This window comes from Rothia sp. HMSC075F09, from assembly GCF_001810515.1.
Lineage (GTDB): Bacteria > Actinomycetota > Actinomycetes > Actinomycetales > Micrococcaceae > Rothia.
In genome coordinates, this window is sequence record NZ_KV801792.1 from 69,336 (window position 1) to 89,944 (window position 20,609).

A 20,609-nucleotide genomic window follows, 5' to 3' on the forward strand; every position below is an offset into this window, starting at 1 on the left:
TTCTCGTTTTCTGCGTTGGTTTTATTCGGCAGTGTTCTTTTCGGCGGCGTTCTTTTCGGCGGCGCGGCGCTCCAGGTCCTTGGCAAGCGCCTCCAGCAACTCTTCGGGGGTGGTGGCGATGATGAGCTCGTCCAGGTAGCGTTCGTTGAGCAGGCCGGTGGACGCCATGTAGTGCATGGCGTCGATGAGCTTGTCCCAGTAGCCGTTGACGTTCAGCAGGGCAACCGGCTTGGAGTGAATATCGAGGAACTGCCAGCTGAAAACTTCAAAGAACTCTTCGAGGGTGCCGGGGCCGCCGGGCATGGCGACGAACGCGTCAGCCTTCTCAATCATGGCGATTTTGCGCTGGTGCATGGTGTCCACAATGTCGAGGGTGGTCTGGCCGGGGTAGACGCCCTCCAGACCGACCAGCTTGTGGGTGACCACGCCGTAGACCACGCCGCCGGCATCCAGGGTCGCGCCCGCGACGGTGCCCATCAGGCCGGTGCGGCCGCCGCCGTAGACCACGCCAATATTGTTCCGAGCGCAGAGGGTGCCGAGCTCGCGGGCGCGCTCGGTGAAGAGCGGGTCGTTGCCGGAGCGTGCCCCGCAGTAGACGGCAAGGTTGTAGTCAGTCTTCTTCATGGTTCTCCTTGGGGTGTATGAGGGTTTCCGGGGTGGAGCGCCTCTATGCGTTCTACCCACGATAGATGTTTCTGTGTTGAGGGTACCGGATGCACCTGTGTACCTCATGTGTGCGCCCGCCAGTTCAGGGGCACGTTGGGCGCAGTGGTTAGGGTAGCGCGGTGGTTACGGTAGCGGGGTACGTGCCAACAGCGGGAAAATCTGCTCGGTATTCAGGGGTGCCTGCAATGCAGAATCGGAGGGGCTGCTCATGGCGGGGTTGACCCAGCGCAGCTCAGCGATTTCAGCGTGCGGCACCAGCGTAGCCAGCTGCTCGTGTTGCTCATCGGTGGGGGCGTATTCGAAGGTTTCGGCGCGCACCGTAAAGCCTGCCTCGTTCAGTGCGGCGGCCTCTAGCAGTCCGAGATGGTGCATCCGGTCGGGGTCGGGGGTGAGCCCGATTTCTTCGCTCACTTCGCGGCAGGCAGTCTGCAGCGGGGTCTCCCCCGGTTCGGGTTTGCCGCCGGGCATCATGAACCCGTCACTGCCCCGTTTGCGCACGGTGAGTACGAGCCCGTCCCAGTTGCGGATTGCTACAGCGCACACGTTTACGACGCGGTGCGTGCTGTCGATGGCGCTGTGCTCAGTAGCGTTGGGTTCGGCGGGCGGGGCGGGCGGGGCTACTTCTACTCGGTTCTGCGGGTTCTTCTGCGTGGGCATCTTTCTACCCTAGCATTTCCGTATCCTCCAGCCGGCGCTGTGCGTGTATGTCTTATTCATCCGCCCTATTGTGCGCCCTGTAGGCGTTGGTTTTACGTAATATTTCGGCGAGTTATCTTATGTCCGGTTCATGCGTTTAGGTGCGTGTTACGGTGTAATTAACCGCGATGTCGCGGTACCGTATACGCACTCGACTTGGCGCGATACAGGAAGAGTGCGGATCACTCAATCACCCATGTAGAAGGAACTTCATGATGGCTAACTCTTCCCACGCCCGCCGCTACGGTAGCGCCGGCGCTTCTGTTCTTCTTGCTGCGTCGTTGAGCCTGTGCGCTCTGCCTTCTGTTGCAGCGGCTAATACCCCGAATCCGGATAACCCACCGGTTATTACGGTCTACAACTACAAGGTTGAGACCAATACCCGTGAGCTGAAGACCGCCCTGCGTCTGAACAAGATTACGTTCAAGGCATCGAAACTGCCCGCGAAAACTACCGCTTTCGCCCCGGCTTTGCATGAGGCAAACCATAGGGGTTTCCCGTTTCTGAACCCGATTCAGACGGTGCGCGTTGAGGGCCCGTTCAAGGATGGCACGGCGACTGCGACCCATTACGTTCCCGGTAGCCTGATTGACCCGGCGAAGAACTACAGCTTCGTCGCTAATATCATCGTTGATGGTTACGGTGGCGGTCAGGTTCTGCGCATGAACGTTGTGAAGGATAGCGCCGCACCGGTTCTGCACGTGGACTCCCCGCGTCTGAACACCAAGGGTGAGACCGTGTTGAAGGTGCGCGGTACCGGCTACACGGGTGAGGCGACCCCGCACGGTGTGCGCGTGGTGGTGTCTGATACAAACGTGTGGGTTCCCGGCCGTTTTCCCCAGCAGGGTATGCGTTTCGTGGCTGAGGTGACCGTACCTGCTTCGCAGATTCACAACGGTGTCTTTGAGACGGAGGTGAAGGTTCCGGCGGATGTTGCGGCGACACTGAATACCTCCCACAAGTACATTGCGGGCACCATGGCTGCTGGCGTTGAGGGTGCCGAGTACGGTTCGTTTGATGCCCAGAAGCCTCTTGAGCTTTTCGCGCAGGAGCCCGTGGTGTCGGCGGTTCCGACCTACGCCCCGACTGTGGCGCCCCTGCCCGAGGCAACCGTAGGCGTGAACCCCACTGACGCACCCACCGTAGCGCCCCTGCCCGAGGCAACCGTGGGCGTAAACCCGACCGACGCACCGACTGTGGCGCCCCTGCCCGAGGCAACCGTTGGAGTGAACCCGACCGATGCGCCCACCGTGGCACCCCTGCCCGAAGCAACCATTGGCGTAAACCCGACCGACGCACCGACCGTAGCGCCCCTGCCGGAAGCAACCGTTGGAGTGAACCCCACTGACGCACCCACCGTGGCACCGTTACCCGAAGCAACCGTGGGTGTGAACCCCACCGACGCGCCGACCGTGGCGCCCCTGCCTGAGGCAACCGTAGGCGTGAATCCCACTGATGCCCCGACGGTTCCCGCTCTGCCGGAAGCAACCGTGGGCGTGAACCCCACCGATGCGCCGACCGTCCCGGCACTGCCTGAAGCTCCGATGCCTGCCGACAAGGCACCCGCGGCAGATCAGGCACCGGTTGCCGATAAGGCCCCCAACGCTGACAAGCTGGAGGACGCAACCGTGGCGCATCCCAAGAATAAGCCTGCTCAGAGCAAGCCCGCTCAGGAGGCTCCGGTGACCGCCGCCCGCTCGGCACAGGACACCCCGGCAAAGGACAGCCCCAAGAAGGCGACCCTGGCGAGCACCGGCGCATCCAGTGTTGGTGTGATTGTTGGCATTGGCGTTGCCGCGATCTGTGCGGGTCTGGGTTTGAGCGTTCTGCGCTCGCGCCGCCGCTCCTAAGAGCTGCAGGGCATACAGCCTAGCCCACCCGTCCGGAATAAACCGCGGATAGCGAAGAGCCGCCGGCTCCCCCATTCAAGGGGAACCGGCGGCTCTTCACATATCAGCTATTTCAGCCAATAGTTCTGCTTATTCGCGTTACTTCGAAGCCTTAACCTCGATGCCGCTCACGTCAATCTGTTCCAGCGGAATCAGGCGGTCACGAGTGACCACGCGGTGCACCAGCCAGACCGCGATAATCACGGGCAGACCAATGTAGGAGCTGAGCACACCAGCCCAGTCACCGCTCAGGAACGCCTCGTAGTTCTGGCCACCAATAACAACCAGGCACATGAGGAAGGCGATAATCGGGCCTGCAGGGAAGAACGGCGCCACGTAGGGCAGGTCCTTCAGGCTGTTACCCTGCTTCAGGTATGCGCGGCGGAAACGGTAGTGCGCCACGGCGATACCCACCCAGGTGATGAAGCCAGCCAGACCGGACACGTTCACCAGCCACAGGTACGCACCATCGGGCGAGAGCAGTGCGGCGATGAAGCCGACCGCGCCGATAGCTGCGGTTGCCAGCAGCGCGTTCATGGGCACGCCGCCGGAGTTGATGCGGGTGAACATCTTCGGTGCCTTACCCTCCTGGGCGAGCGCGAAGAGCATACGAGCCGAAACGTACAGGCCCGAGTTACCTGCTGAGAGCACTGCGGAGAGGATCACGGCGTTCATGATGGCTGCCGCGAAGGCGATGCCCGCACGCTCGAAGATGAGGGTGAACGGGGAGATGTTGATGTTGCCGTCCGCTGCGGTGAGCAGGTTCGGGTCGGAGTAAGGAATCAGGAAGCCGATGACGACCATCGCGCCGATGTAGAAGAGCATGATGCGCCAGAACACGCTGGTCAGCGCACGGGGCACGTCGCGGCGGGGGTTCTCAGATTCGCCGGCAGCCACACCGATCATTTCGGTGCCCTGGAAGGAGAAGCCTGCCACCATGAAGATGGCGAGTACGGCGGGTGCGCCGCCGACAAAGGGTGCCTCACCGACAGTCCAGTTGGAGACGCCCGGGGAGCTACCGCCCAGGATGCCGAAAATCATGGCGATACCCGCGATGAGGAAGACGACCACCGTAACGACCTTGATGGTGGCGAGCCAGAATTCGCTTTCACCGTAGGAGCGTGCCGAGAGGGCGTTGATGCCGGTCAGCAGCACGAGGAATCCTGCCGCCCACACCCAGGATGGGATGTCCGGGAACCAGTACCTCATCACCTCGCCGACAGCGACGAGTTCGGCGGCGACGGTAATCGCCCAGTTGAACCAGTAGTTCCAACCCATGGCGAAGCCGAAGGACGGGGACACGTAGCGTGCCGCGTAGGTCTGGAATGCGCCGGGGACGGGCAGGTGCGCAGCCATCTCGCCGAGGGACTGCATGAGGAAGAGCACCATGATGCCGATGAGGGCGTAGGCGAGGATTGCGCCGCCGGGGCCTGCGGTGGAGATGGTCTTACCGGAGGCGACGAAGAGGCCGGTGCCGATTGCGCCGCCGATTGCGATCATCTGCATGTGGCGGGCGGAGAGGCCTCGCTTCAGTTCACCCTCTGCGGGGGTGGCTTCCGATGCAGCGCCGGAAGTCTCTGTAGGCTGTGCCATGTCAGGTCTTCTTTCTGAGGCTATTGCTTCGTGCGTTTGCTAGCGGTCTAGTCTGGTGTCCAGTCTAGTCTTGCTGCGGGTGGTGCCGCCGAAGGTTTGTGCCTGGGTCAAGAAATTCTTCAATCTTAAGGATTTCTTACGTACCGTAAGTTTTCCTAATCTGAGGGTCAATCCTACCCGCTTTTGAGGCTCTTTTCCACCCAAAACCACAAAAACACAGAAAAACCCTCCCGCACCGCTCATGTATATGCGGTACGGGAGGGTTCCCTATCAGGCTAATTCACCCGATTTATTCAGCTCACCCGGCTTTAGTCAGCCAGGTTGTGGAACGAAACGTTCGTGGGGTGCTCCACGGTACGAGAAACAGTGCAGTCCTTCTGCTCGCTGAGCTGAATCAGACGGTCCACCATCTTCTGCGCCTTGGCGCCCTGCTCATCGGCGGGGAATCGCACATCAAAGTCCACCTCAACGTCGTCGAGGCGCACCGCGCCGTCTTCGGTCTGCTTCAGCGCCGAGGCGAGAACCTCGAACACCTCCGGGGTGGAGCGGCGGGAGGTACCCGCGTCCACATCCACGGAGGAGCAGCCGGCAATCGCGGCGAGCAGTAGCTCGACGGGGGTCAGCAGGCCCTCACCCACACCGAAGTCGAGGGTTGCGCCGTTGGCACCGTAGGCGCGGTAGCGCAGGCGGTCGATGCGCTCGATCTTGGTCTGGCGGTAGTTTTCGAGTTCGCGGCGTTCCTGCTGGCGCGAGTACACCTTCTTCTGCTCTTCTGCGGTCTGCTCGGTGTTGTTCTGCGAGGTGTTGTTCTGCTCAGTCATTGAGGTTCCTTTCGGGTCGCCTGTGCGGTCGCTAGGTTATTCAGCGCCGCATTGTTTAGTGTCATTCACTATAAGCGTGTTTCTCATATTTTGTTCCCGGACTCTTTTTCTCGACGGCCTTCTAAGCGCTCCTATACACTGGAAAACCGCGGCGGAGCTTCGAAGCCGCTCGCGCACACAGCAAATTTTTTGAAAAGCACAACGCATACAAGGAACTCTTTGATGGCACAGACCCCCGGCACTGAGCGTACGAGTACGCAGAATGATATCCGTCTGGCTATGGCGGATTCTTCCGTGGTGATGCTCGGTATCGCTGTGTTGGGTTTGGGTCTGGGTGTTATCCTCAACGCGCACGGCCTGCCGATCTGGACTGCGCCGCTGCTATCTGCCCTAGTTTTTGCCGGTTCGGTGGAGTTTTTGATGGTGGGCATGGTCAGTGGTGGCGCGCCCCTAGCGTCGATTGCGTTGACGGTGTTCCTGGTGAATGCGCGCCATCTGGTGTACGGTCTTTCCTACCCGTTGCACAATGTGAAGGGTTTCTGGGCTAAGGCTCTGGCGATTCACACTCTTTGCGATGAGGCGTTCGCGGTTAACTCCGGTCCCGATCGTAATGAGCGTTCGGGGGTGCGCATTCTGTGGGTGAACGTGCTGATTTACGTGTCGTGGGTGCTGAGCGTAGTCCTCGGGTATGTGCTGGGCGCGAGCTTCCTCAGCAGTCTGAAGGGCGTGGACTTCGTGATGGTGGCTATCTTCACTGTTCTTGCGATGGACGGCTACCGCGCCAACCAGGATCGTGTGACGGCGCTCTTTGTGGCGGTTTCGGCGGCGGTTGCGCTGATTTTTGCGCCGTCCTCGTTCTTGGTGGTGGCTCTGGGTTTATATGTGGTGCTGCTGCTGGCACGCTTCCCGGTGGCGAAGCGCCGCGGTACTCTGCCGCATCGTGCTGTGCACGAGGTGGCGGCTGAGGCTGAAAGCGCCGCTACCACTGATGCTCCCGCTTCCACACAGCGATAAGAACGTTACATACGTGTTCGAAACCGGTTAGGATAGATGAGTGGAGCTTCGCTCTCCCCTCTTTCTATTTCTAGGATTACTCAGATGCCTCCCGCGCGCACCTGCGCGGAGGCTCCCAGAGGTGAAGGTACATCATGACTCAGATGAAAGACACCGCTAAGGAAACTAGCGACGCAGAACGCTGTGCCGCCCCGGAGTAACACCGCACCGGGAGCGGCATCACCCGAGGTCACACACGAGAACTACTGACGCGCGCAACTACCCGCCCAGAACTATCTGCACAGAACTATCCACGCAGAAAACTCGTGCAGGAGGAACGACCCTCCGCCTCCATGTTTCGCGGCTTTCATCAACTCACGTACCTACCGCACTACTTAGCCCCCAGCCTCTTCTTCGGTTGGGCTCTCCCTACCCTTTTCGCGGATGCTTTCACGGCTTCACCCGCGCGCCTCTTTCAGGGCTCTTCCGCTCTTTTCGGGGCACTCTTTCGGGGTCTTTCGCTGAGTATGTGCAGAAAGAGAAAATCTTCATGAACAGTGAAGTGACCACCGGCTATATTCTTGCCGCGATTCTTGTGGCTGCAGGTATTACGTTCCTGCTTCGTTTGCTTCCCTTCGGTCTGAAGAAGGCTCTGGCTGGCTCCGAACTTTTGGATGCGCTCAGCCACTGGATTCCGCTCGGCGCGGTTGCGTTGCTTGCCATCTATGCGGTGGCAAAGATTGATTATTCTTCCGTTGAAACGGCGGCACCGTACCTGGCGGGTCTGGTGGTGACCGTGGGTGCGCACCTGTGGCGTAAGAATATGGTGCTGAGCATGGTGGCGGGTACCGTCACCTGCGTTGTGCTGGCTAACTGGGTTTTCTAGGGGGTCAGGATGAGCATCTCTAAGAAGTCTGTTTCTTCCTCTACTGTTTCCCCCGCTGCTTCTTCTCAGCCCGCACCTCAGCAGGCGAGCCAACCCGCGCCCCATCAGGCTTCTCCCGAGCAGGTGGAGCAGGTCATTGCTTCTGCGCTTCCGCTAACCGGAATGATTCCCGTGGTGGAGGCTCCCGCCTCCCCCGATGCACAGGGGCCTCAGCAGCCGCGCGAGAGCGGCTTCGCCGAGGCGATGCGCGTTGCCGGTGTCATCATGCTGGGCCTGTTCTTTGTCGGCATTGGTTTGGGCGTGCTGGTGCACAGTTACGGTCTGCCGTTCTGGGTGGCTCCCCTGCTGCCTGCCGTTGTTTTTGCCGGTTCCGTAGAGTTCGTGCTGATTGACATGATCTCGAATCATGCGTCGCTGTTCTCTATTGCGGTGATGACTCTGCTCATTAATTCCCGCCACCTCATGTACGGTCTGTCCTACCCGATTGAGCGGGTGCGTGGTGGTTTGGCGAAGTTCTACACCGTGTACACGCTCATTGATGAGGCGTACGCGCTGAACACCGGACCGGACCGCCATAAGCTTCGTGCCTCCCGCATCCTGTGGATCCACGCGGGCCTGCACCTGAGCGTTCTGGCGAGCGCTACGCTCGGCTATGTGCTGGGTGCAAGTTTCTTGAGTGAGCTCAAGGGCGTGGATTTTGTGATGACTTCACTATTCGCGGTGCTCGCTATCGATGCGTATCGCAGTTCTAAGGACCGCACGACTGCCGCTATTGCGGGTGTGTCTGCGGCGGTTGGTTTGTTGGTGGCGCCGCAGTCGATGCTGCTGATTTCGATGGTGGTGTACATTCTGCTGCTGGTGTCGCGTTTTGTGGTGGCTAAGCGCCGCGGCACCCTGCCGGAGCATATGCTGGTCGCGGATGAGGAGCCCGCCGAAACTGCCGAAGCCGCCGACACTCCCGCTCATCCCGGCGACTCTGCACACTAAGTCTGAATCCCGCGCTAAGTCTAAATCGCGCACTAAGTCTGGATATAGTAAAGCGCCCCGCCCACCCGAAATACCGGGTGGGCGGGGCGTTATGCTGTCGCCAGCCGCATGTGTGGTTGAACCCATGCGCTGTAGACGTTCAGTATCTGCTGTGCTGTGTACCGCCAAGTGTCCCTGACGGAAGTACTATGCGGGTGCCGGCGTTACGTCCGGCTCCCGTACTAAGCTTACTTGATAGCTACTAGTTGATAGCTATCAGGGCTTACTTGATAGCTGCCAGGGCTGCTTCGTAGTTGGGCTCGTTGGTGGTTTCGGGAACCAGCTCGGTGTAGACAACCTCACCGTCGGGGTTCACGACAACCACGGAGCGTGCCAGCAGACCAGCCAGGGGGCCGTCCACGAGCTTCACGCCGAAGTCCTCACCGAAGGAGGAGCGGAAAGCGGAGGAGGTCACGACGTTCTCAATACCCTCGGCTGCGCAGAAGCGGCCGATTGCGAAGGGCAGGTCGTTGGAGACGCACAGCACGACGGTGTTCTCCAGGCCTGCAGCCTGCTTGTTGAAGGTGCGGACGCTGGTTGCGCAAACACCGGTGTCGACGGAGGGGAAGATGTTCAGCACCAGGTTCTTACCTGCGAAATCTGCGGAGGAAATCTCGGAGAGATCAGCCGCGAGAACCGAGAATTCGGGCAGCTTTGCGCCGACTGCGGGCAGGTCACCGTTGGTGTGGATTACGAGTTCGTTATGTAGAGTTACTTCAGCCATGCTTTCATTGTCCCTTGGATGCGGCGGGTGTGCAAGGGGACACAGGCTCTAGCGGGTGGAGTTTCCGCATAGCTGATTTTCTGCTATGCCGATTCGCCTCCCCTGGCTCTGCTGTAGCCGCTGTCTAGCGATAATCCCGGCCTGTGACTCTACGGTAACGAACGGCACTGACCGTGCGCACCGCGTGCCCGCCTCTTTTTCCCTATACTGGACGAGTTCACTATTCACTTCTTGACCAGCACCGATGCGCGCTGCCGCGCATCTTCAGGAGTATCCATGTCTTCTAATCGCCGCCGTTTCACCGGCCGTACCGCTTTGGCTCTACCTGCATTGGGCGCCGCTCTAGCTCTCGTTGTCACTTCCTGCTCGGCAAGCACTGATTCTGCCGTTTCGGGTACCGTGGTGTCTTCTTCTGGCAGCGCTTCTGCATCCGCGAGCGCGACCTCCACTCAGGCGCTGTTCCCGACCCCGTCGGCGAGCCCGAGTGCATCCGCGAGCGCTTCCCCGAGTGCTTCGTCGCCTGCTCCGGTGCCGTCGGTGGTGACGATTACGGTTCATGCTGAGCCGACGGCATCCGAGTCGAAGTCGGATTCCAAGTCTGAAGCTAAGTCTGAGTCGAAGAAGGACTCCACCTGCGCCTCTGATTCTGCATCGACCGTGGTGTCTAAGGCTCTGCGCGATTTGAAGAATAAGAAAAATTGGGATCAGTGGACGAACGTTTCGGCAAGCTACGAAGGTTACGATCCCTGTGCTGAGCTGTCGTGGATTGACGCGGTTCCAGGTTCTTCCCCGTCTTCGTGCTGCACCGCGGCGATGGTGCACCACATTCTGCTGTTCCACCGCGGCAAGTTCATTGGTACCGCAACCTATGAGCCGTACTCGTTCTCTCCGGTGATTACCCGTACCTCGGACAGCTCGATTAGCGTGACCTACCGTTACATGAAGGAAGACGAGAAGGTACACAACGCGAGCGGTCGCACGACTGCTGAGTTCAGCTGGAGCTCTTCGCAGAACAAGGTTGTGATGACCGGTGAGGTTCCGCCGAGCTACTAGACCGAGCGAATAGCCGGTTCACCTTATAGGCTACGTGTTTGAAGCCCAGGAGGTTGGGCATACGAGAAACCCGCCGTCTCGCATATGGTTCATATGTGAGACGGCGGGTTTTCCGTTGCTTAAGGATATGTAGAGTGCCCGAGGGCTAGCTGTTTAGGCAGCGAACTTCTTGTAGCCGAAGTATGCAGCGCCTGCCAGGATAGCGATGAACAGAATCTTCTTCATGATGTACTCCTTTGATTGTTCCGGTTGGCACCCGGTGTTTTACTCCGTCTGGCGACTCACCTAAAGATAAGGGTAGGCGGAGCGTCATCCGCACGTGGTGCCGTTGTCCCCTATCTTACCTGCTTTTGAACAATGTTTTCTGTTTGACGTGCCGAGTCCGCATTTTAGACAGTCAAACACGCAGCGGTTCAGCGTGCCCTGAGCCAAGGAATACGCCTCTGACGGACGCATAATGGGAGCATGAGTATTTTTAAGAAGAAAGAGTACAGCGCTGAGCGCTCGGCTACTCGCATGGCTCGTGCCCTCGCTGTGATGGGTGCACTGCACTTCATCATCCCGGATCCCTTCGACTCGATTGTGCCGAAGTACCTGCCGGGTCCTCCCCACGCGTACACTCACGGTTCGGGTGTAGCTGAGCTGGGCACCGCTGCCCTGCTGGCTAATGATAAGACCCGCCGTGCCGGTGGCCTGCTTGCGGCTCTGCTGTTTGTTGCGGTGTTCCCCGCGAACATTCAGATGGCTTTGGATGCGCGTAACCAGTCCACTCAGCGTAAGGCTATTGCGTACGGTCGCCTGCCCCTGCAACTGCCGCTGATTTGTAGCGCTCTGAAGATTTGGCGCAAGTCGAAGTAGTCAATACATTCACCATTCGATACATTCGACACTCATCTCATTGACGAGAAAAGCACCTTAGCGTTTTAGAGATAAAACGCTAAGGTGCTTTTAGCTTAATAAAAGCTCACATAAGCTCTTCTTACATCATATTTACGTATAATTGAAAACAACATACTATCTGCCACAGTGGCAGATATATAACCCAAGGAGATTACAATGGGTACTTTTATTGGCACCATTTTTACCGGCGCAATTATTGGTGCACTTGCACGCTTCTTTATGCGAGGCCGCCAGAACATTTCGATTCTTTGGACCATTATCTGCGGTGCTGTCGGCGCAGCTATCGGCACCTGGGCAGCAACTCAGCTGGGTGTTGCAGACACTAGCGGCATTGACTGGATCCGCTGGATTATCTCAATTATTGCTGCAATGCTGACCATTTCCCTGTACATGGGCTTGACAGGTAAAAAGTAAAGAGATATTTTTTCAGTTTCTTTTAAAACCTAAGCAATTTTTATAAAGCATAAGGCGGCACCTCCCCTAGCGTGAGCTAGTGCGGGAGGTGCCGCCTTTTCTGCGTCTAATGCGAAGCGCTTTATGCCTTCTTGACGACGGAGGACTTCAGATACATCTGGCCTGCGCCGGGGACCTTCGCCTCAATGTCGTGGCCGTTGACGGGGGATTCGAGCAGGCGGATGCCGCGCACCTTGGTGCCTGCCTTGATGTCTGCGCCGCCCTTGACCTTCAGGCCCTTGACGATGGTGACGGAGTCGCCGTCGACGAGCTCGTTACCGACGGAGTCGAGAACCTTGGAGCCTGCTTCTTCTTCGGTTTCGCCTGCTGCGGCGCGTTCCCATTCGTGGCCGCACATGGGGCATGCCCAGAGTTCACCCATTTCGTAGGTGTAGTTTTCGTTGCATTCGGGGCAGGCGGGTGCTTCGATTTCGTTGAGGTTTTCGCTCATGGTTCCTTCTTAGATCTGTGCGGATGCACCGCTCCCCTACGGTGTGTGGCTGCGGCGTGTGGGCGCGCGTCAGCGAGGGCGGGGTGCGACGGTGGAGGGTGCGAGGATTCTCGCGTTCGTGCTGACTATACCATTTGGCGGGTGTGAACCGCATGTGTGGGGCTGGTTTTTGCCGGTCTTTTGGGGCGGGTGCGGGGCGTGGGTGAAGCCGAAAATAAAATTTGCATGGTTTGTGCGTAATATTTACGAAAATTCGGGTTTTTGCTCATTATGCAGAAGATAAGGCGTGTAAAGTATCTAGAGCATTTGTACGTTTATTGAGTGAAAGGCACGGCTTCATGAAGCTTTCTGCACGTAACCAGTTCGCTGGCAAGGTTGTTGAGATCACCGAGGGTGCAACCAACGGCATCGTTAAGATTGAGATTGCTCCCGAGGTTGTTATCTCTGCGTCCATCACCAACGAGTCCGTTAAGGAACTGGGCCTGAAGGTTGGCGAGACCGCTTACGCAGTCATCAAGGCGTCCAACGTTATGGTTGGTGCTGACCACTAATCCCGGTCGATAAGGCTTAAACCCGGGCGGCTGTCTGTTGTGGCGCGCGAGGGTTAATAGGGCGGAGCCCCGCACTGTGTGTACAGTGCGGGGCCCCGCTTTTATGCTTTTATCGCTTAGCAGCCTGCCGACGAATCTCCAGGGGAACGCGGCCTCCACGGTGGCGCATCCGATGCAACCGTTCAATTTCTCCCAAAGAATCCATAGCAGTAACTATTTTAGGACTGTCCAGAACATCTTTAAGCAGATTATCCAACTCTTTAACTAATTTAAGGATACTCTTCCCCTCCCCTTTATATTTCTTCATGCGCCATGCTATATGTCGCGGAGCAATAATATGCATACAGCATACAATATTTTTCACAAAATCTTCATACGGTTTACCAACCAGAGTAGGCGTAAGATACATATTTCCATTCATAATTTGACTCTTTGAATGCGAGTCACTATTTATAAAAAGCTGAGGAATGAATATTTTAATAAATCTCTCAATTTGTTTATCATTCGAGAAGGACTCACTCAGCTTTTTCATAGCCCCCATTTCAGCAATAGAAGTCTCCCCCAGCTCAAACGATAAAAAAGCCTCCCATACACGTCGAACATCATTCGGTGCAGGAACCACCGCGTTCTTTTGACTCGACACCGCAAAATCATACATGATTCTAAGTATGTCAGCATACCTGTCAATATCTTCAAATTTTGATTTTATAAGCACATCTGAAGAATCTTTTTGCAGCTCCCAGCAGGACAATTTACTATCATCAATAGCTTTTATCATTTTACTCATGTTGAGTGCAAAAGATAAATCATGCGTCATAATAATCAGTTTTGTTTTTGACGCTTTATCCAATACGGATTGACACAAATAACCAAGAAGAGCTGTCACGCCATATTTATTACTATCATCAAAACTTGAGACAGGATCATCAAGAATAACAATTTGATTTTTCGTAAATAATCTATCAAAATTTTCATCTTCGCATAAACTTGCAAAAAAATAGCACAAAGATAGAATATTCTGCTCTCCTATAGAGAGACGACTAGGAGGAATTTCTCCATCATCACCTATTATCTTATACCCAAAATCATGGTCAGCCTCCAGGTATATACCTTTCTTACCGAAGACAAGGGACAACCACCGGTTCATATATTGAATAACAGAATCTATAGATTCCTTCTTTTGGTCAATAATCAGACCCTCATGCTCATTCTTATATTGCATCTCTAGAGATAATTTTTTTTGATTTAAAATCTGAAATTCCTGACACTCTTTTTCGGTGGTAATTCTATACTGAGATTCATTATGTAAATCTGGATATTTACTATAAATAAAGCATGATATCAGCCTAGCAGTCTCCCATCGTTTAACCTGGAGCAATTCCACATTTCCAATGGCTTCATAGTTACCACTAGCAGAATAAACAGCATCCAGAAGGCGATTAAGCTCTTGATTGCAAGATATCATCTCCGACTCTATCCCCTCTAGATATTCCACATATTCATCTATTTCTTCTATTTTATTTATTTCTTCTATTCTATCTATTTCACCTCTTTCTTCTTCCACAGCACCCCACACACTAAAATATTCCTGCGCAACCCATCTAAGATATGACTTATGATTATATCTATTTCCCTCAAAAACATTCATATACCCGTCTGGATCATCAGGATCAAACTCATTAAAGTTCTTGCAATTCTCCAACTCGTTCTCTATGCAAGAATTTACATAGTCACCTACCGTAAAATCACAAACCATATCGTTTTGTACAGAAAAATTTTTATTAAATACCCTATTTAAAATATCTTCCTTTAAAGAAGAAATTTCCTCTTCGCAAAGTTCAATCTTCTTTCGAAGCTTATCGATTTCATCCACCCGCTCACTATGATCACCTAATAAAATCACCGGCTCAAGGCTTAAATTTTTAGAAATGCGGAAATTTTTAATAACATAAGACTCATTAAATACGTGAACATTTGAACAATCACTTCCCAGATAATTTTTATCAACACCAAAGAATTTAGTGGATTTAGTGTCAACGCTAAGAGCCCGAGCAAGCGTTGATTTGCCCGAACCATTTTTGCCAAAAATAATTGCACATTGAGTTTCTGTATTATTAACAACATCAAATATTAAATATTTTTTTTCACCTGTATGATTTGTTTTAATCTTTATTGATGATACTTTTGTTGCATCAACCATTTGTTCCTCCTAGAACCAATAGATTTCCTCAATTGAATAGATATAATAAAATCCCCTTGAGCATCAGTTCATCAAAGATACAACTGTCTCAAGGGGATCTTATAACTTCACTGTTACTCAGATATTAATTTATTTAATTATTCTAAGCTTAGACGTTGAAGCGGAACTCGACTACGTCGCCGTCCTGCATGATGTAGTCCTTGCCCTCCATACGGACCTTACCGCGAGCCTTCGCCTCCGCCATGGAGCCAGCCTCATCCAGGTCCTTGAACGACACAACCTCAGCCTTAATGAAGCCACGCTCAAAATCAGAGTGAATCACACCAGCAGCCTGCGGCGCAGTATCACCCTTATAAATAGTCCAGGCGCGAGCCTCCTTCGGGCCAGCAGTCAGATAAGTCTGCAAACCCAGAGTCGAGAAGCCCACACGAGCCAGCTGGTCCAGGCCGGACTCATCCTGACCGTTCATCTCCAGCATCTCGCGAGCCTCCTCCTCAGACAGCTCCACCAGATCAGCCTCCAGCTTCGCATCCAAGAACACAGCCTCAGCCGGCGCCACCATGTCACGCAGCTCCTGCTGCTTCTCCTCAGATGCCAGAATGCCCTCATCCGCGTTGAACACGTAAATGAACGGCTTAGCAGTCAGCAGGTTCAGCTCCTTCAAATGGGTCAGCTCCAGCTTCGCGTCCTTCGCACGAGAAATGATGGTGTCACCATCCTCCAGGATCTTCTGCGCAGCCTTGTAGGTCTCCAGCTGAGCGGCGTCACCCTTCTTAATCTTCACAGCCTTCTCCAGACGCGGAATAGCGTTCTCCAGAGTCTGCAGGTCAGCCAGAATTAGCTCAGTGTTAATGGTCTCCATGTCGGAGGCGGGGTCAACCTTGCCGTCCACGTGAATGACGTCCGGGTCATCAAACGCACGCACCACCTGGGCGATAGCGTGCGCCTCACGAATGTTCGCGAGGAACTTGTTACCCAGGCCCTCACCCTCAGAAGCGCCCTTCACAATACCCGCAATATCAACGAACGAAACAGTCGCAGGCAGAATACGCTCCGAACCAAAAATCTCAGCCAGACGGTTCAGACGCGCATCCGGCAGGTTCACCACGCCCACGTTCGGGTCAATGGTCGCGAACGGGTAGTTAGCCGCCAGCACAGTGTTGCCGGTCAGAGCGTTGAACAGGGTGGACTTGCCCACGTTAGGCAGGCCAACAATGCCGATAGTTAGAGCCACAAGTTTTCCTTCGAATCATGTGCCGCCATACGTTCAGGATGCGCCGCGTACGTGATGCGGCGGGTGCGGGCGGGCACAGGGCGAAAATGGTGCCCGCTTCCAAGCGCGGCACCGCCGGTCTCGGGAAGAAACGGGTGCGGGGCGCCTGCGGGCATAGACACTACCATTCTACCGTGTTCGGGCAGGAGCCGCCCGTGTTGATGAGAGCAGGGGGCTAGAGCCAGCCGTTCTCCGTGGCGATACGCACCGCATCCTGACGAGTCGACGCACCCGTCTTCGCCATCGCCGCCGACAAATAATTACGCACCGTACCCGCCGACAAAAACAACGCCGACGCAATCTGCTGAGCCGTACCACCCGACGCCGCCTCACGCAGCACCTGCGCCTCACGCTCCGTCAACGGAGAAGCACCCGTCACCAAAGAATCCGCCGCCAACGACGGATCCACCACACGCAACCCCGCATGCACACGACGAATCGCCTCCGCCAACTGACGAGCGCCCGTATCCTTCACCACGAAACCACTCGCACCAGCTTCCAGCGCACGGCGCACATAACCCGGGCGGCCAAACGTCGTCACAATCAGCGTGCGCACCGGCTCACCCGACTCACTCACCGCACCCGCATCACGCAGCGCCGCAGCCGCCTCAATACCATCAGCCAGCAAAGTACCGGGCATCTGCACATCCAACAGCACCACGTCCGGCTTCAGCAGGGCGACAGCACCCAACACCTCATCACCACTACCGACCTGACCCACAATCTGCAGGTCAACCTCCAGACCCAGCAGAGCGGCAAGAGCCTCACGGATGAGCTGCTGATCGTCAGCGAGCAGAACACGAATCATGGGAGCCTCCCAGGGCTGAAGACGGGGTGATAACGGCGGGCGGAACAACCGCGTGAGGTTGTCTACCACCACCATACAGGGGCGGGTAGCTCCCCCGTCCAGGGCGCGGCGACAAGTTCCACAATCTGCAGAACCTACCTACAGCAGTGAGGTGTCACCGTCCATGCTCACACGGATGCGCGTACCCACCCCACCGCCAGGGTTCTCAGCCAGCCACTGCTCGGGTGCCGGCTCAATCACCACGCTACCGCCGGACGCCGCCACGCGCTGAGCCATGCCCGTCAGGCCGTTACCGCGCGCATCGCCCGCACCCACGCCGTTATCGAGGATATCCAGGCCGGTTGCGCTCAGACGCACCCGCGCCGCGTTCGCGCCCGAGTGGCGCACCATGTTCGTGACCGCCTCACGCAGCACCCAAGAGAACAGCTTCGCGTTCACGCCAGCCACCGCGAGCGCGCTCTGAGCATCCGGCAGTTCGGCGCGAATACCGGCAGTCTGCAGGGCACGACCCGCACCCTCAATCTCACCCGAGAAGTCGGGCACACGCAGGCGCGTCACGGTTGAGCGAACCTCCGCCAGGGATGCGCGGGACAGCTGCGCGATCGCCTCCATCTCCGCGCCGGCGCGGGCGGGGTCAATCTCCAGCAGACGCTGCGCCAGCTCAGCTTTGAGGGTGATGACGGTCAGGGAGTGTCCGAGCACGTCGTGCACGTCGCGGGCAATCTCTTCACGTTCCTCAGAGAGCGCCAGGGAGGCACGCGCCACGTCCGCGCGTTCGCCCAGCTCAATCAGGTAGGAGAAGCCCAGCATGCCCACCATCGGTGCACCAATAAAGAGGGCCATACCACCGCGCGCGGTGACATCAAAGCCGATGCTCGCCATAAAAATTAGCCAGCAGGCCAGGGCAATCGTCGCCGCTACACCCAAGCGCAGGCGGTACGGGGCGATTGTGCCAAAAATCCAGAACGCCACAAAGTACATGCTGAACGACAAGAACACCATATACGCCGATTCCAACCGCAGCGCCGTCAGGCCAACCACAGGCAGCGCCATCAGTAGCGTCCAGATGACGCTTCGACGCACCGTGGAGGCGACCGGCACCAGCCACGGCACCGCGTACGCCGAGCAGTTCACCACCGCAAACAGTGCCACCAGCGCCACACCGGCCCAGCGCACCGGCCCCAACTCCGGGGTGGTGAGGAAGCTGTCCAGCGGCATGAGCAGAAACACCAGCCACGGGGCACTAAAGCCCAGCGCCAGCCAGTTCACGTTGCCACGGCGTTCACGGTAGAGGAAGCGGAAGCGGTGCTTGCCCAGGGTGCGCTTCGCGGCGGAGGGTGCCGCCTCGTTCTCTGCGTGGGGGTATTCGTTCACGGCGCGAGCCTGGTCAGTGTTGTGCGGGTGGGTGTGGATTTCGGTCATGGTTCTAGCCTAACGTGCGGGTGCCGCGGGTGCAGATGCCACCGGTGCGGCGGTGTCAGTAGGGGCTGTGTTAGTAGATGCAGTATGAGTGGATACGGCTTCCGCCGCAGCCTCGGAGGTTCGAGGCTGCGGCGGGAAGAAGCGTTTAGCGGCGAGTTGCGCGGCGCATCAGCAGGGCAGAAACACCCAGGAAGATAGCCGCCCACACGACCAGGCTCACTACGGCGTACCAGAGCGGCTCGGTCACGAACCAGTCCTCACCACCCAGAATAATGGTCTGACCTGCGGCGAAGGGGTAGCGGGCAATCTCGGCAGCACCGTACAGCGGGGTGAAGCGGGCGTACTTCAGCAGGTCGGTGCTCAGCGGGGAGAACACGGTACCGAAGAAGCTCATAATCACCAGCAGACCGTTCGCAATGGACACGGCGTTCTCGTTACGAATCAGCAGACCCATCATGATGCCGTAGAAGGCGAACACCAGACCGCACAGCACCGTCAGCGCGCCGGCTGCAAGCTGCTGGTTCACAGGAATCTCAACACCGGTAAACATGCCCACAATGTTCACCGCAATCACCGGCAGCGCAGAAATCACCAGGGCGGTCAGAGCCTTCGCACCCAGGTACTTGCCGGTGGTCAGCGGGGTCAGCGCCAGCTGGCGGTTCCAGCCGCTGGAGAGCTCGGTGACGGTGCTGCCGCTAATCGCCACGGTGTTCTGCACAGCACCGTACAGCGCCATGCCAATCATGACGTAGGCCGCTACGTTGCCGTCGCCCATCTGTTGGGAGGAGTAGTCCTGCATCGCGCCAAAGAGCAGGAAGAAGACAATCGGCAGTGCCACGCCGAAGAAGAAACGGTCGGTCGAGAGAATAGAAGCGCGGATGTCGTAGAGTGCGTAGCGGAGCATGATGTTTTCCTTGAGGTGTGTAGCGGCGGTGTAGCGTTTAGATGATGTGGTGTTTAGGCAGTCTGATGTTTAGGCGTCGGATGCCTTGGAGGCGGCGGCCTGCTCGGTCAGCAGGGTGAAGGACTCGTCCAGGGAGGGCTTGGTGACCTCCAGGTCGCTGATGCTGTAGTTATTCAGCAGAGTGCGCAGTACCTGCTCAATCTCCAGCACGGAGATGCGGTGGCGGTACCCTCCGGACTCTTCGGTCACCTCGACCGGCACATCCAGGTCGGTGATGGGCGCGGGTGCGAGGAAGGAAAGGTGGCGGTGGCCGGTCAGGGCGCGAATCTCATCGGAGGAGCCGTCAGCAATGATGGAGCCGGATTCCATGAGCACGATGCGCTGGGCGAAGTTCTGTGCTTCTTCCAGGTAGTGCGTCGCAAAAAGAATGGTCGTTCCACGTTCTGCGATGGCTTCCATACGCTCCCAGAAGGTGCGGCGCGCATTCACGTCCATGCCGGCGGTCGGCTCGTCCAGAATCAGCAGTTCCGGCGAGTGCATGGTCGCCAGGGCGTAACGCAGACGCTGCTGCTGACCGCCCGAGCACTTGCCGACCTTACGCTTAGCAATATCGGTCAGGTCGGCACCGGCGAGTACCTCATCCACGTCAATGGGCTTGGGGTACAGCGCCGCAATCATCTCGACCGTGGCGCGGATCGTCAGATCCTTGAGCAGGCCACCGGTCTGCTGAACCGCACCGAGCAGACCGGCGCGTGCAGCCTCGGAGGCGTTGCGACCGAAGACGCTCAACTCACCGCCGCTGGGCTGGGTCAGACCAAGAATCATGTCGATGAGGGTGGTCTTACCTGCGCCATTGGGGCCGAGCAGGGCGATGATTTCGCCACGTTTGACGGTCAGGTCAATCGAGTCGACGGCGACCACGGTGCCTGCCGCACGGGTGGTGAAAACCTGGCGGAGGGAGCGGGCAGAAATAACGGTTTCTGCGGTGTTGTGCTTGCTGTTCTGAAGTGCTGCGGTGTTCATGTTTCTATTACACCGCCGGTTTTCGCGCCGCTGCGGTACAGAGTGTCATGACCTGCACATGACAAATGTCATGAGTTCGCACAGCGGCTATTTTTATGAGGCAGTTACTGCGGCGGAGGCGGTCGCGCGAAGCGGGGGCTCCGTCCTCAAGGCGCCCCAGCGCCGCAGAGGGGGCACTCCCCCGCGAGCGGAAACCGGCGCGTACCGCCATCCCTACCCATGCATCCTCAAGCACGAAAAACCCCGTGTCTTCTCCCCACACGGGGAAAAGGACACG

Annotated in this window: 20 protein-coding genes; 8 read left to right on the forward strand and 12 right to left on the reverse strand. The window is 57.0% G+C overall.

The features are described 5' to 3' along the window. Positions 1-21: 21 nt before the first annotated feature. Together HMPREF2749_RS05330 and HMPREF2749_RS05335 are read right to left on the reverse strand one after the other, a co-directional pair. Positions 22-624: an LOG family protein gene (locus tag HMPREF2749_RS05330; protein ID WP_049349363.1), complete on the reverse strand. Its 603-nt coding sequence runs from the start codon at positions 622-624 to the stop codon at positions 22-24. 165 nt (positions 625-789) lie between these two features. Further along, positions 790-1,323 carry an NUDIX hydrolase gene (locus HMPREF2749_RS05335; RefSeq protein ID WP_193389288.1) on the reverse strand — a complete coding sequence of 178 codons (534 nt, stop codon included), beginning with the start codon at positions 1,321-1,323 and terminating at the stop codon, positions 790-792. Positions 1,324-1,574: 251 nt separating this feature from the next. Between HMPREF2749_RS05335 and HMPREF2749_RS05340 the strand changes: the two genes are divergently transcribed. Continuing rightward, on the forward strand, positions 1,575-3,212 hold the full coding sequence (locus tag HMPREF2749_RS05340; RefSeq protein WP_049349361.1) for a hypothetical protein: 1,638 nt from the start codon (positions 1,575-1,577) through the stop codon (positions 3,210-3,212). A 138-nt stretch (positions 3,213-3,350) separates the two neighbouring features. Here HMPREF2749_RS05340 and HMPREF2749_RS05345 read toward each other — a convergent pair whose 3' ends face one another. Continuing rightward, entirely contained in the window at positions 3,351-4,844 is a 1,494-nt protein-coding gene (locus tag HMPREF2749_RS05345) for an amino acid permease (RefSeq protein WP_005508477.1), read from the reverse strand. 308 nt (positions 4,845-5,152) lie between these two features. Beyond that, a complete protein-coding gene (locus tag HMPREF2749_RS05350) occupies positions 5,153-5,665 on the reverse strand; it encodes an OsmC family protein (RefSeq protein ID WP_193389919.1) in 513 nt (170 codons plus the stop codon). Between the two features lie 222 nt (positions 5,666-5,887). Between HMPREF2749_RS05350 and HMPREF2749_RS05355 the strand changes: the two genes are divergently transcribed. The 3 genes from HMPREF2749_RS05355 to HMPREF2749_RS05365 all read left to right on the forward strand — a co-directional run bounded on the left by HMPREF2749_RS05355 (position 5,888) and on the right by HMPREF2749_RS05365 (position 8,531). After that, entirely contained in the window at positions 5,888-6,679 is a 792-nt protein-coding gene (locus tag HMPREF2749_RS05355; protein ID WP_070593664.1) for an AzlC family ABC transporter permease, read from the forward strand. Between the two features lie 529 nt (positions 6,680-7,208). After that, positions 7,209-7,544, forward strand: a complete 336-nt coding sequence (locus HMPREF2749_RS05360; RefSeq protein WP_070593666.1) for a branched-chain amino acid transporter permease — start codon at positions 7,209-7,211, stop codon at positions 7,542-7,544. 9 nt (positions 7,545-7,553) lie between these two features. Then, the gene (locus HMPREF2749_RS05365) at positions 7,554-8,531 is read left to right on the forward strand and encodes an AzlC family ABC transporter permease (protein WP_070593669.1); all 978 of its coding nucleotides are present in this window, start codon (positions 7,554-7,556) and stop codon (positions 8,529-8,531) included. Positions 8,532-8,793: 262 nt separating this feature from the next. On the opposite strand, the gene tpx is transcribed toward HMPREF2749_RS05365, so the two are convergent. Further along, complete coding sequence (gene tpx, locus HMPREF2749_RS05370; RefSeq protein WP_070593671.1) at positions 8,794-9,294, reverse strand: thiol peroxidase; 501 nt, start codon at positions 9,292-9,294, stop codon at positions 8,794-8,796. 276 nt (positions 9,295-9,570) lie between these two features. Here tpx and HMPREF2749_RS05375 point away from each other — a divergent pair, with 276 nt between their 5' ends. From HMPREF2749_RS05375 to HMPREF2749_RS05385, 3 genes are all read left to right on the forward strand, one after another. Next, a complete protein-coding gene (locus tag HMPREF2749_RS05375; protein WP_070593673.1) occupies positions 9,571-10,347 on the forward strand; it encodes an LppP/LprE family lipoprotein in 777 nt (258 codons plus the stop codon). 465 nt (positions 10,348-10,812) lie between these two features. Continuing rightward, positions 10,813-11,205, forward strand: coding sequence for a DoxX family protein (locus tag HMPREF2749_RS05380; protein ID WP_070541523.1), 393 nt, complete (start codon positions 10,813-10,815; stop codon positions 11,203-11,205). Between the two features lie 198 nt (positions 11,206-11,403). Continuing rightward, a complete protein-coding gene (locus HMPREF2749_RS05385; RefSeq protein WP_049349354.1) occupies positions 11,404-11,661 on the forward strand; it encodes a GlsB/YeaQ/YmgE family stress response membrane protein in 258 nt (85 codons plus the stop codon). A gap of 121 nt (positions 11,662-11,782) precedes the next feature. Here HMPREF2749_RS05385 and HMPREF2749_RS05390 read toward each other — a convergent pair whose 3' ends face one another. Beyond that, entirely contained in the window at positions 11,783-12,151 is a 369-nt protein-coding gene (locus tag HMPREF2749_RS05390; protein WP_070593674.1) for a zinc ribbon domain-containing protein YjdM, read from the reverse strand. A gap of 338 nt (positions 12,152-12,489) precedes the next feature. Here HMPREF2749_RS05390 and HMPREF2749_RS05395 point away from each other — a divergent pair, with 338 nt between their 5' ends. After that, complete coding sequence (locus HMPREF2749_RS05395) at positions 12,490-12,702, forward strand: TOBE domain-containing protein (RefSeq protein ID WP_070593676.1); 213 nt, start codon at positions 12,490-12,492, stop codon at positions 12,700-12,702. Positions 12,703-12,811: 109 nt separating this feature from the next. On the opposite strand, the gene HMPREF2749_RS05400 is transcribed toward HMPREF2749_RS05395, so the two are convergent. From HMPREF2749_RS05400 to HMPREF2749_RS05435, 6 genes are all read right to left on the reverse strand, one after another. Continuing rightward, complete coding sequence (locus tag HMPREF2749_RS05400) at positions 12,812-14,902, reverse strand: AAA family ATPase (RefSeq protein ID WP_083301089.1); 2,091 nt, start codon at positions 14,900-14,902, stop codon at positions 12,812-12,814. Between the two features lie 148 nt (positions 14,903-15,050). After that, positions 15,051-16,136 carry a redox-regulated ATPase YchF gene (ychF, locus tag HMPREF2749_RS05415; RefSeq protein ID WP_070593684.1) on the reverse strand — a complete coding sequence of 362 codons (1,086 nt, stop codon included), beginning with the start codon at positions 16,134-16,136 and terminating at the stop codon, positions 15,051-15,053. A gap of 214 nt (positions 16,137-16,350) precedes the next feature. Further along, complete coding sequence (locus HMPREF2749_RS05420; RefSeq protein ID WP_005508461.1) at positions 16,351-16,983, reverse strand: response regulator transcription factor; 633 nt, start codon at positions 16,981-16,983, stop codon at positions 16,351-16,353. Positions 16,984-17,121: 138 nt separating this feature from the next. Then, entirely contained in the window at positions 17,122-18,405 is a 1,284-nt protein-coding gene (locus HMPREF2749_RS05425) for a sensor histidine kinase (protein ID WP_070593686.1), read from the reverse strand. Between the two features lie 145 nt (positions 18,406-18,550). Next, complete coding sequence (locus HMPREF2749_RS05430) at positions 18,551-19,309, reverse strand: ABC transporter permease (RefSeq protein ID WP_049356415.1); 759 nt, start codon at positions 19,307-19,309, stop codon at positions 18,551-18,553. 69 nt (positions 19,310-19,378) lie between these two features. Then, positions 19,379-20,332 (reverse strand): ABC transporter ATP-binding protein, encoded by a 954-nt coding sequence (locus tag HMPREF2749_RS05435; protein WP_070593688.1) that lies wholly within the window; start codon positions 20,330-20,332, stop codon positions 19,379-19,381. Between the last annotated feature and the right edge of the window lie 277 nt (positions 20,333-20,609).

What these genes read in the sequence shown, in the direction of transcription:
- HMPREF2749_RS05420 (WP_005508461.1), bottom strand. Translation starts at nt 16,983, where the DNA reads ATGATTCGTGTTCTGCTCGCTGACGATCAGCAGCTCATCCGTGAGGCT.
- HMPREF2749_RS05385 (WP_049349354.1), top strand. Translation starts at nt 11,404, where the DNA reads ATGGGTACTTTTATTGGCACCATTTTTACCGGCGCAATTATTGGTGCA.
- HMPREF2749_RS05360 (WP_070593666.1), top strand. Translation starts at nt 7,209, where the DNA reads ATGAACAGTGAAGTGACCACCGGCTATATTCTTGCCGCGATTCTTGTG.
- HMPREF2749_RS05380 (WP_070541523.1), top strand. Translation starts at nt 10,813, where the DNA reads ATGAGTATTTTTAAGAAGAAAGAGTACAGCGCTGAGCGCTCGGCTACT.
- HMPREF2749_RS05430 (WP_049356415.1), bottom strand. Translation starts at nt 19,309, where the DNA reads ATGCTCCGCTACGCACTCTACGACATCCGCGCTTCTATTCTCTCGACC.
- HMPREF2749_RS05435 (WP_070593688.1), bottom strand. Translation starts at nt 20,332, where the DNA reads ATGAACACCGCAGCACTTCAGAACAGCAAGCACAACACCGCAGAAACC.
- HMPREF2749_RS05335 (WP_193389288.1), bottom strand. Translation starts at nt 1,323, where the DNA reads ATGCCCACGCAGAAGAACCCGCAGAACCGAGTAGAAGTAGCCCCGCCC.
- HMPREF2749_RS05390 (WP_070593674.1), bottom strand. Translation starts at nt 12,151, where the DNA reads ATGAGCGAAAACCTCAACGAAATCGAAGCACCCGCCTGCCCCGAATGC.
- HMPREF2749_RS05350 (WP_193389919.1), bottom strand. Translation starts at nt 5,665, where the DNA reads ATGACTGAGCAGAACAACACCTCGCAGAACAACACCGAGCAGACCGCA.
- HMPREF2749_RS05330 (WP_049349363.1), bottom strand. Translation starts at nt 624, where the DNA reads ATGAAGAAGACTGACTACAACCTTGCCGTCTACTGCGGGGCACGCTCC.
- HMPREF2749_RS05345 (WP_005508477.1), bottom strand. Translation starts at nt 4,844, where the DNA reads ATGGCACAGCCTACAGAGACTTCCGGCGCTGCATCGGAAGCCACCCCC.
- HMPREF2749_RS05425 (WP_070593686.1), bottom strand. Translation starts at nt 18,405, where the DNA reads ATGACCGAAATCCACACCCACCCGCACAACACTGACCAGGCTCGCGCC.
- HMPREF2749_RS05395 (WP_070593676.1), top strand. Translation starts at nt 12,490, where the DNA reads ATGAAGCTTTCTGCACGTAACCAGTTCGCTGGCAAGGTTGTTGAGATC.
- tpx (WP_070593671.1), bottom strand. Translation starts at nt 9,294, where the DNA reads ATGGCTGAAGTAACTCTACATAACGAACTCGTAATCCACACCAACGGT.
- HMPREF2749_RS05375 (WP_070593673.1), top strand. Translation starts at nt 9,571, where the DNA reads ATGTCTTCTAATCGCCGCCGTTTCACCGGCCGTACCGCTTTGGCTCTA.
- HMPREF2749_RS05400 (WP_083301089.1), bottom strand. Translation starts at nt 14,902, where the DNA reads ATGGTTGATGCAACAAAAGTATCATCAATAAAGATTAAAACAAATCAT.
- HMPREF2749_RS05355 (WP_070593664.1), top strand. Translation starts at nt 5,888, where the DNA reads ATGGCACAGACCCCCGGCACTGAGCGTACGAGTACGCAGAATGATATC.
- HMPREF2749_RS05340 (WP_049349361.1), top strand. Translation starts at nt 1,575, where the DNA reads ATGATGGCTAACTCTTCCCACGCCCGCCGCTACGGTAGCGCCGGCGCT.
- HMPREF2749_RS05365 (WP_070593669.1), top strand. Translation starts at nt 7,554, where the DNA reads ATGAGCATCTCTAAGAAGTCTGTTTCTTCCTCTACTGTTTCCCCCGCT.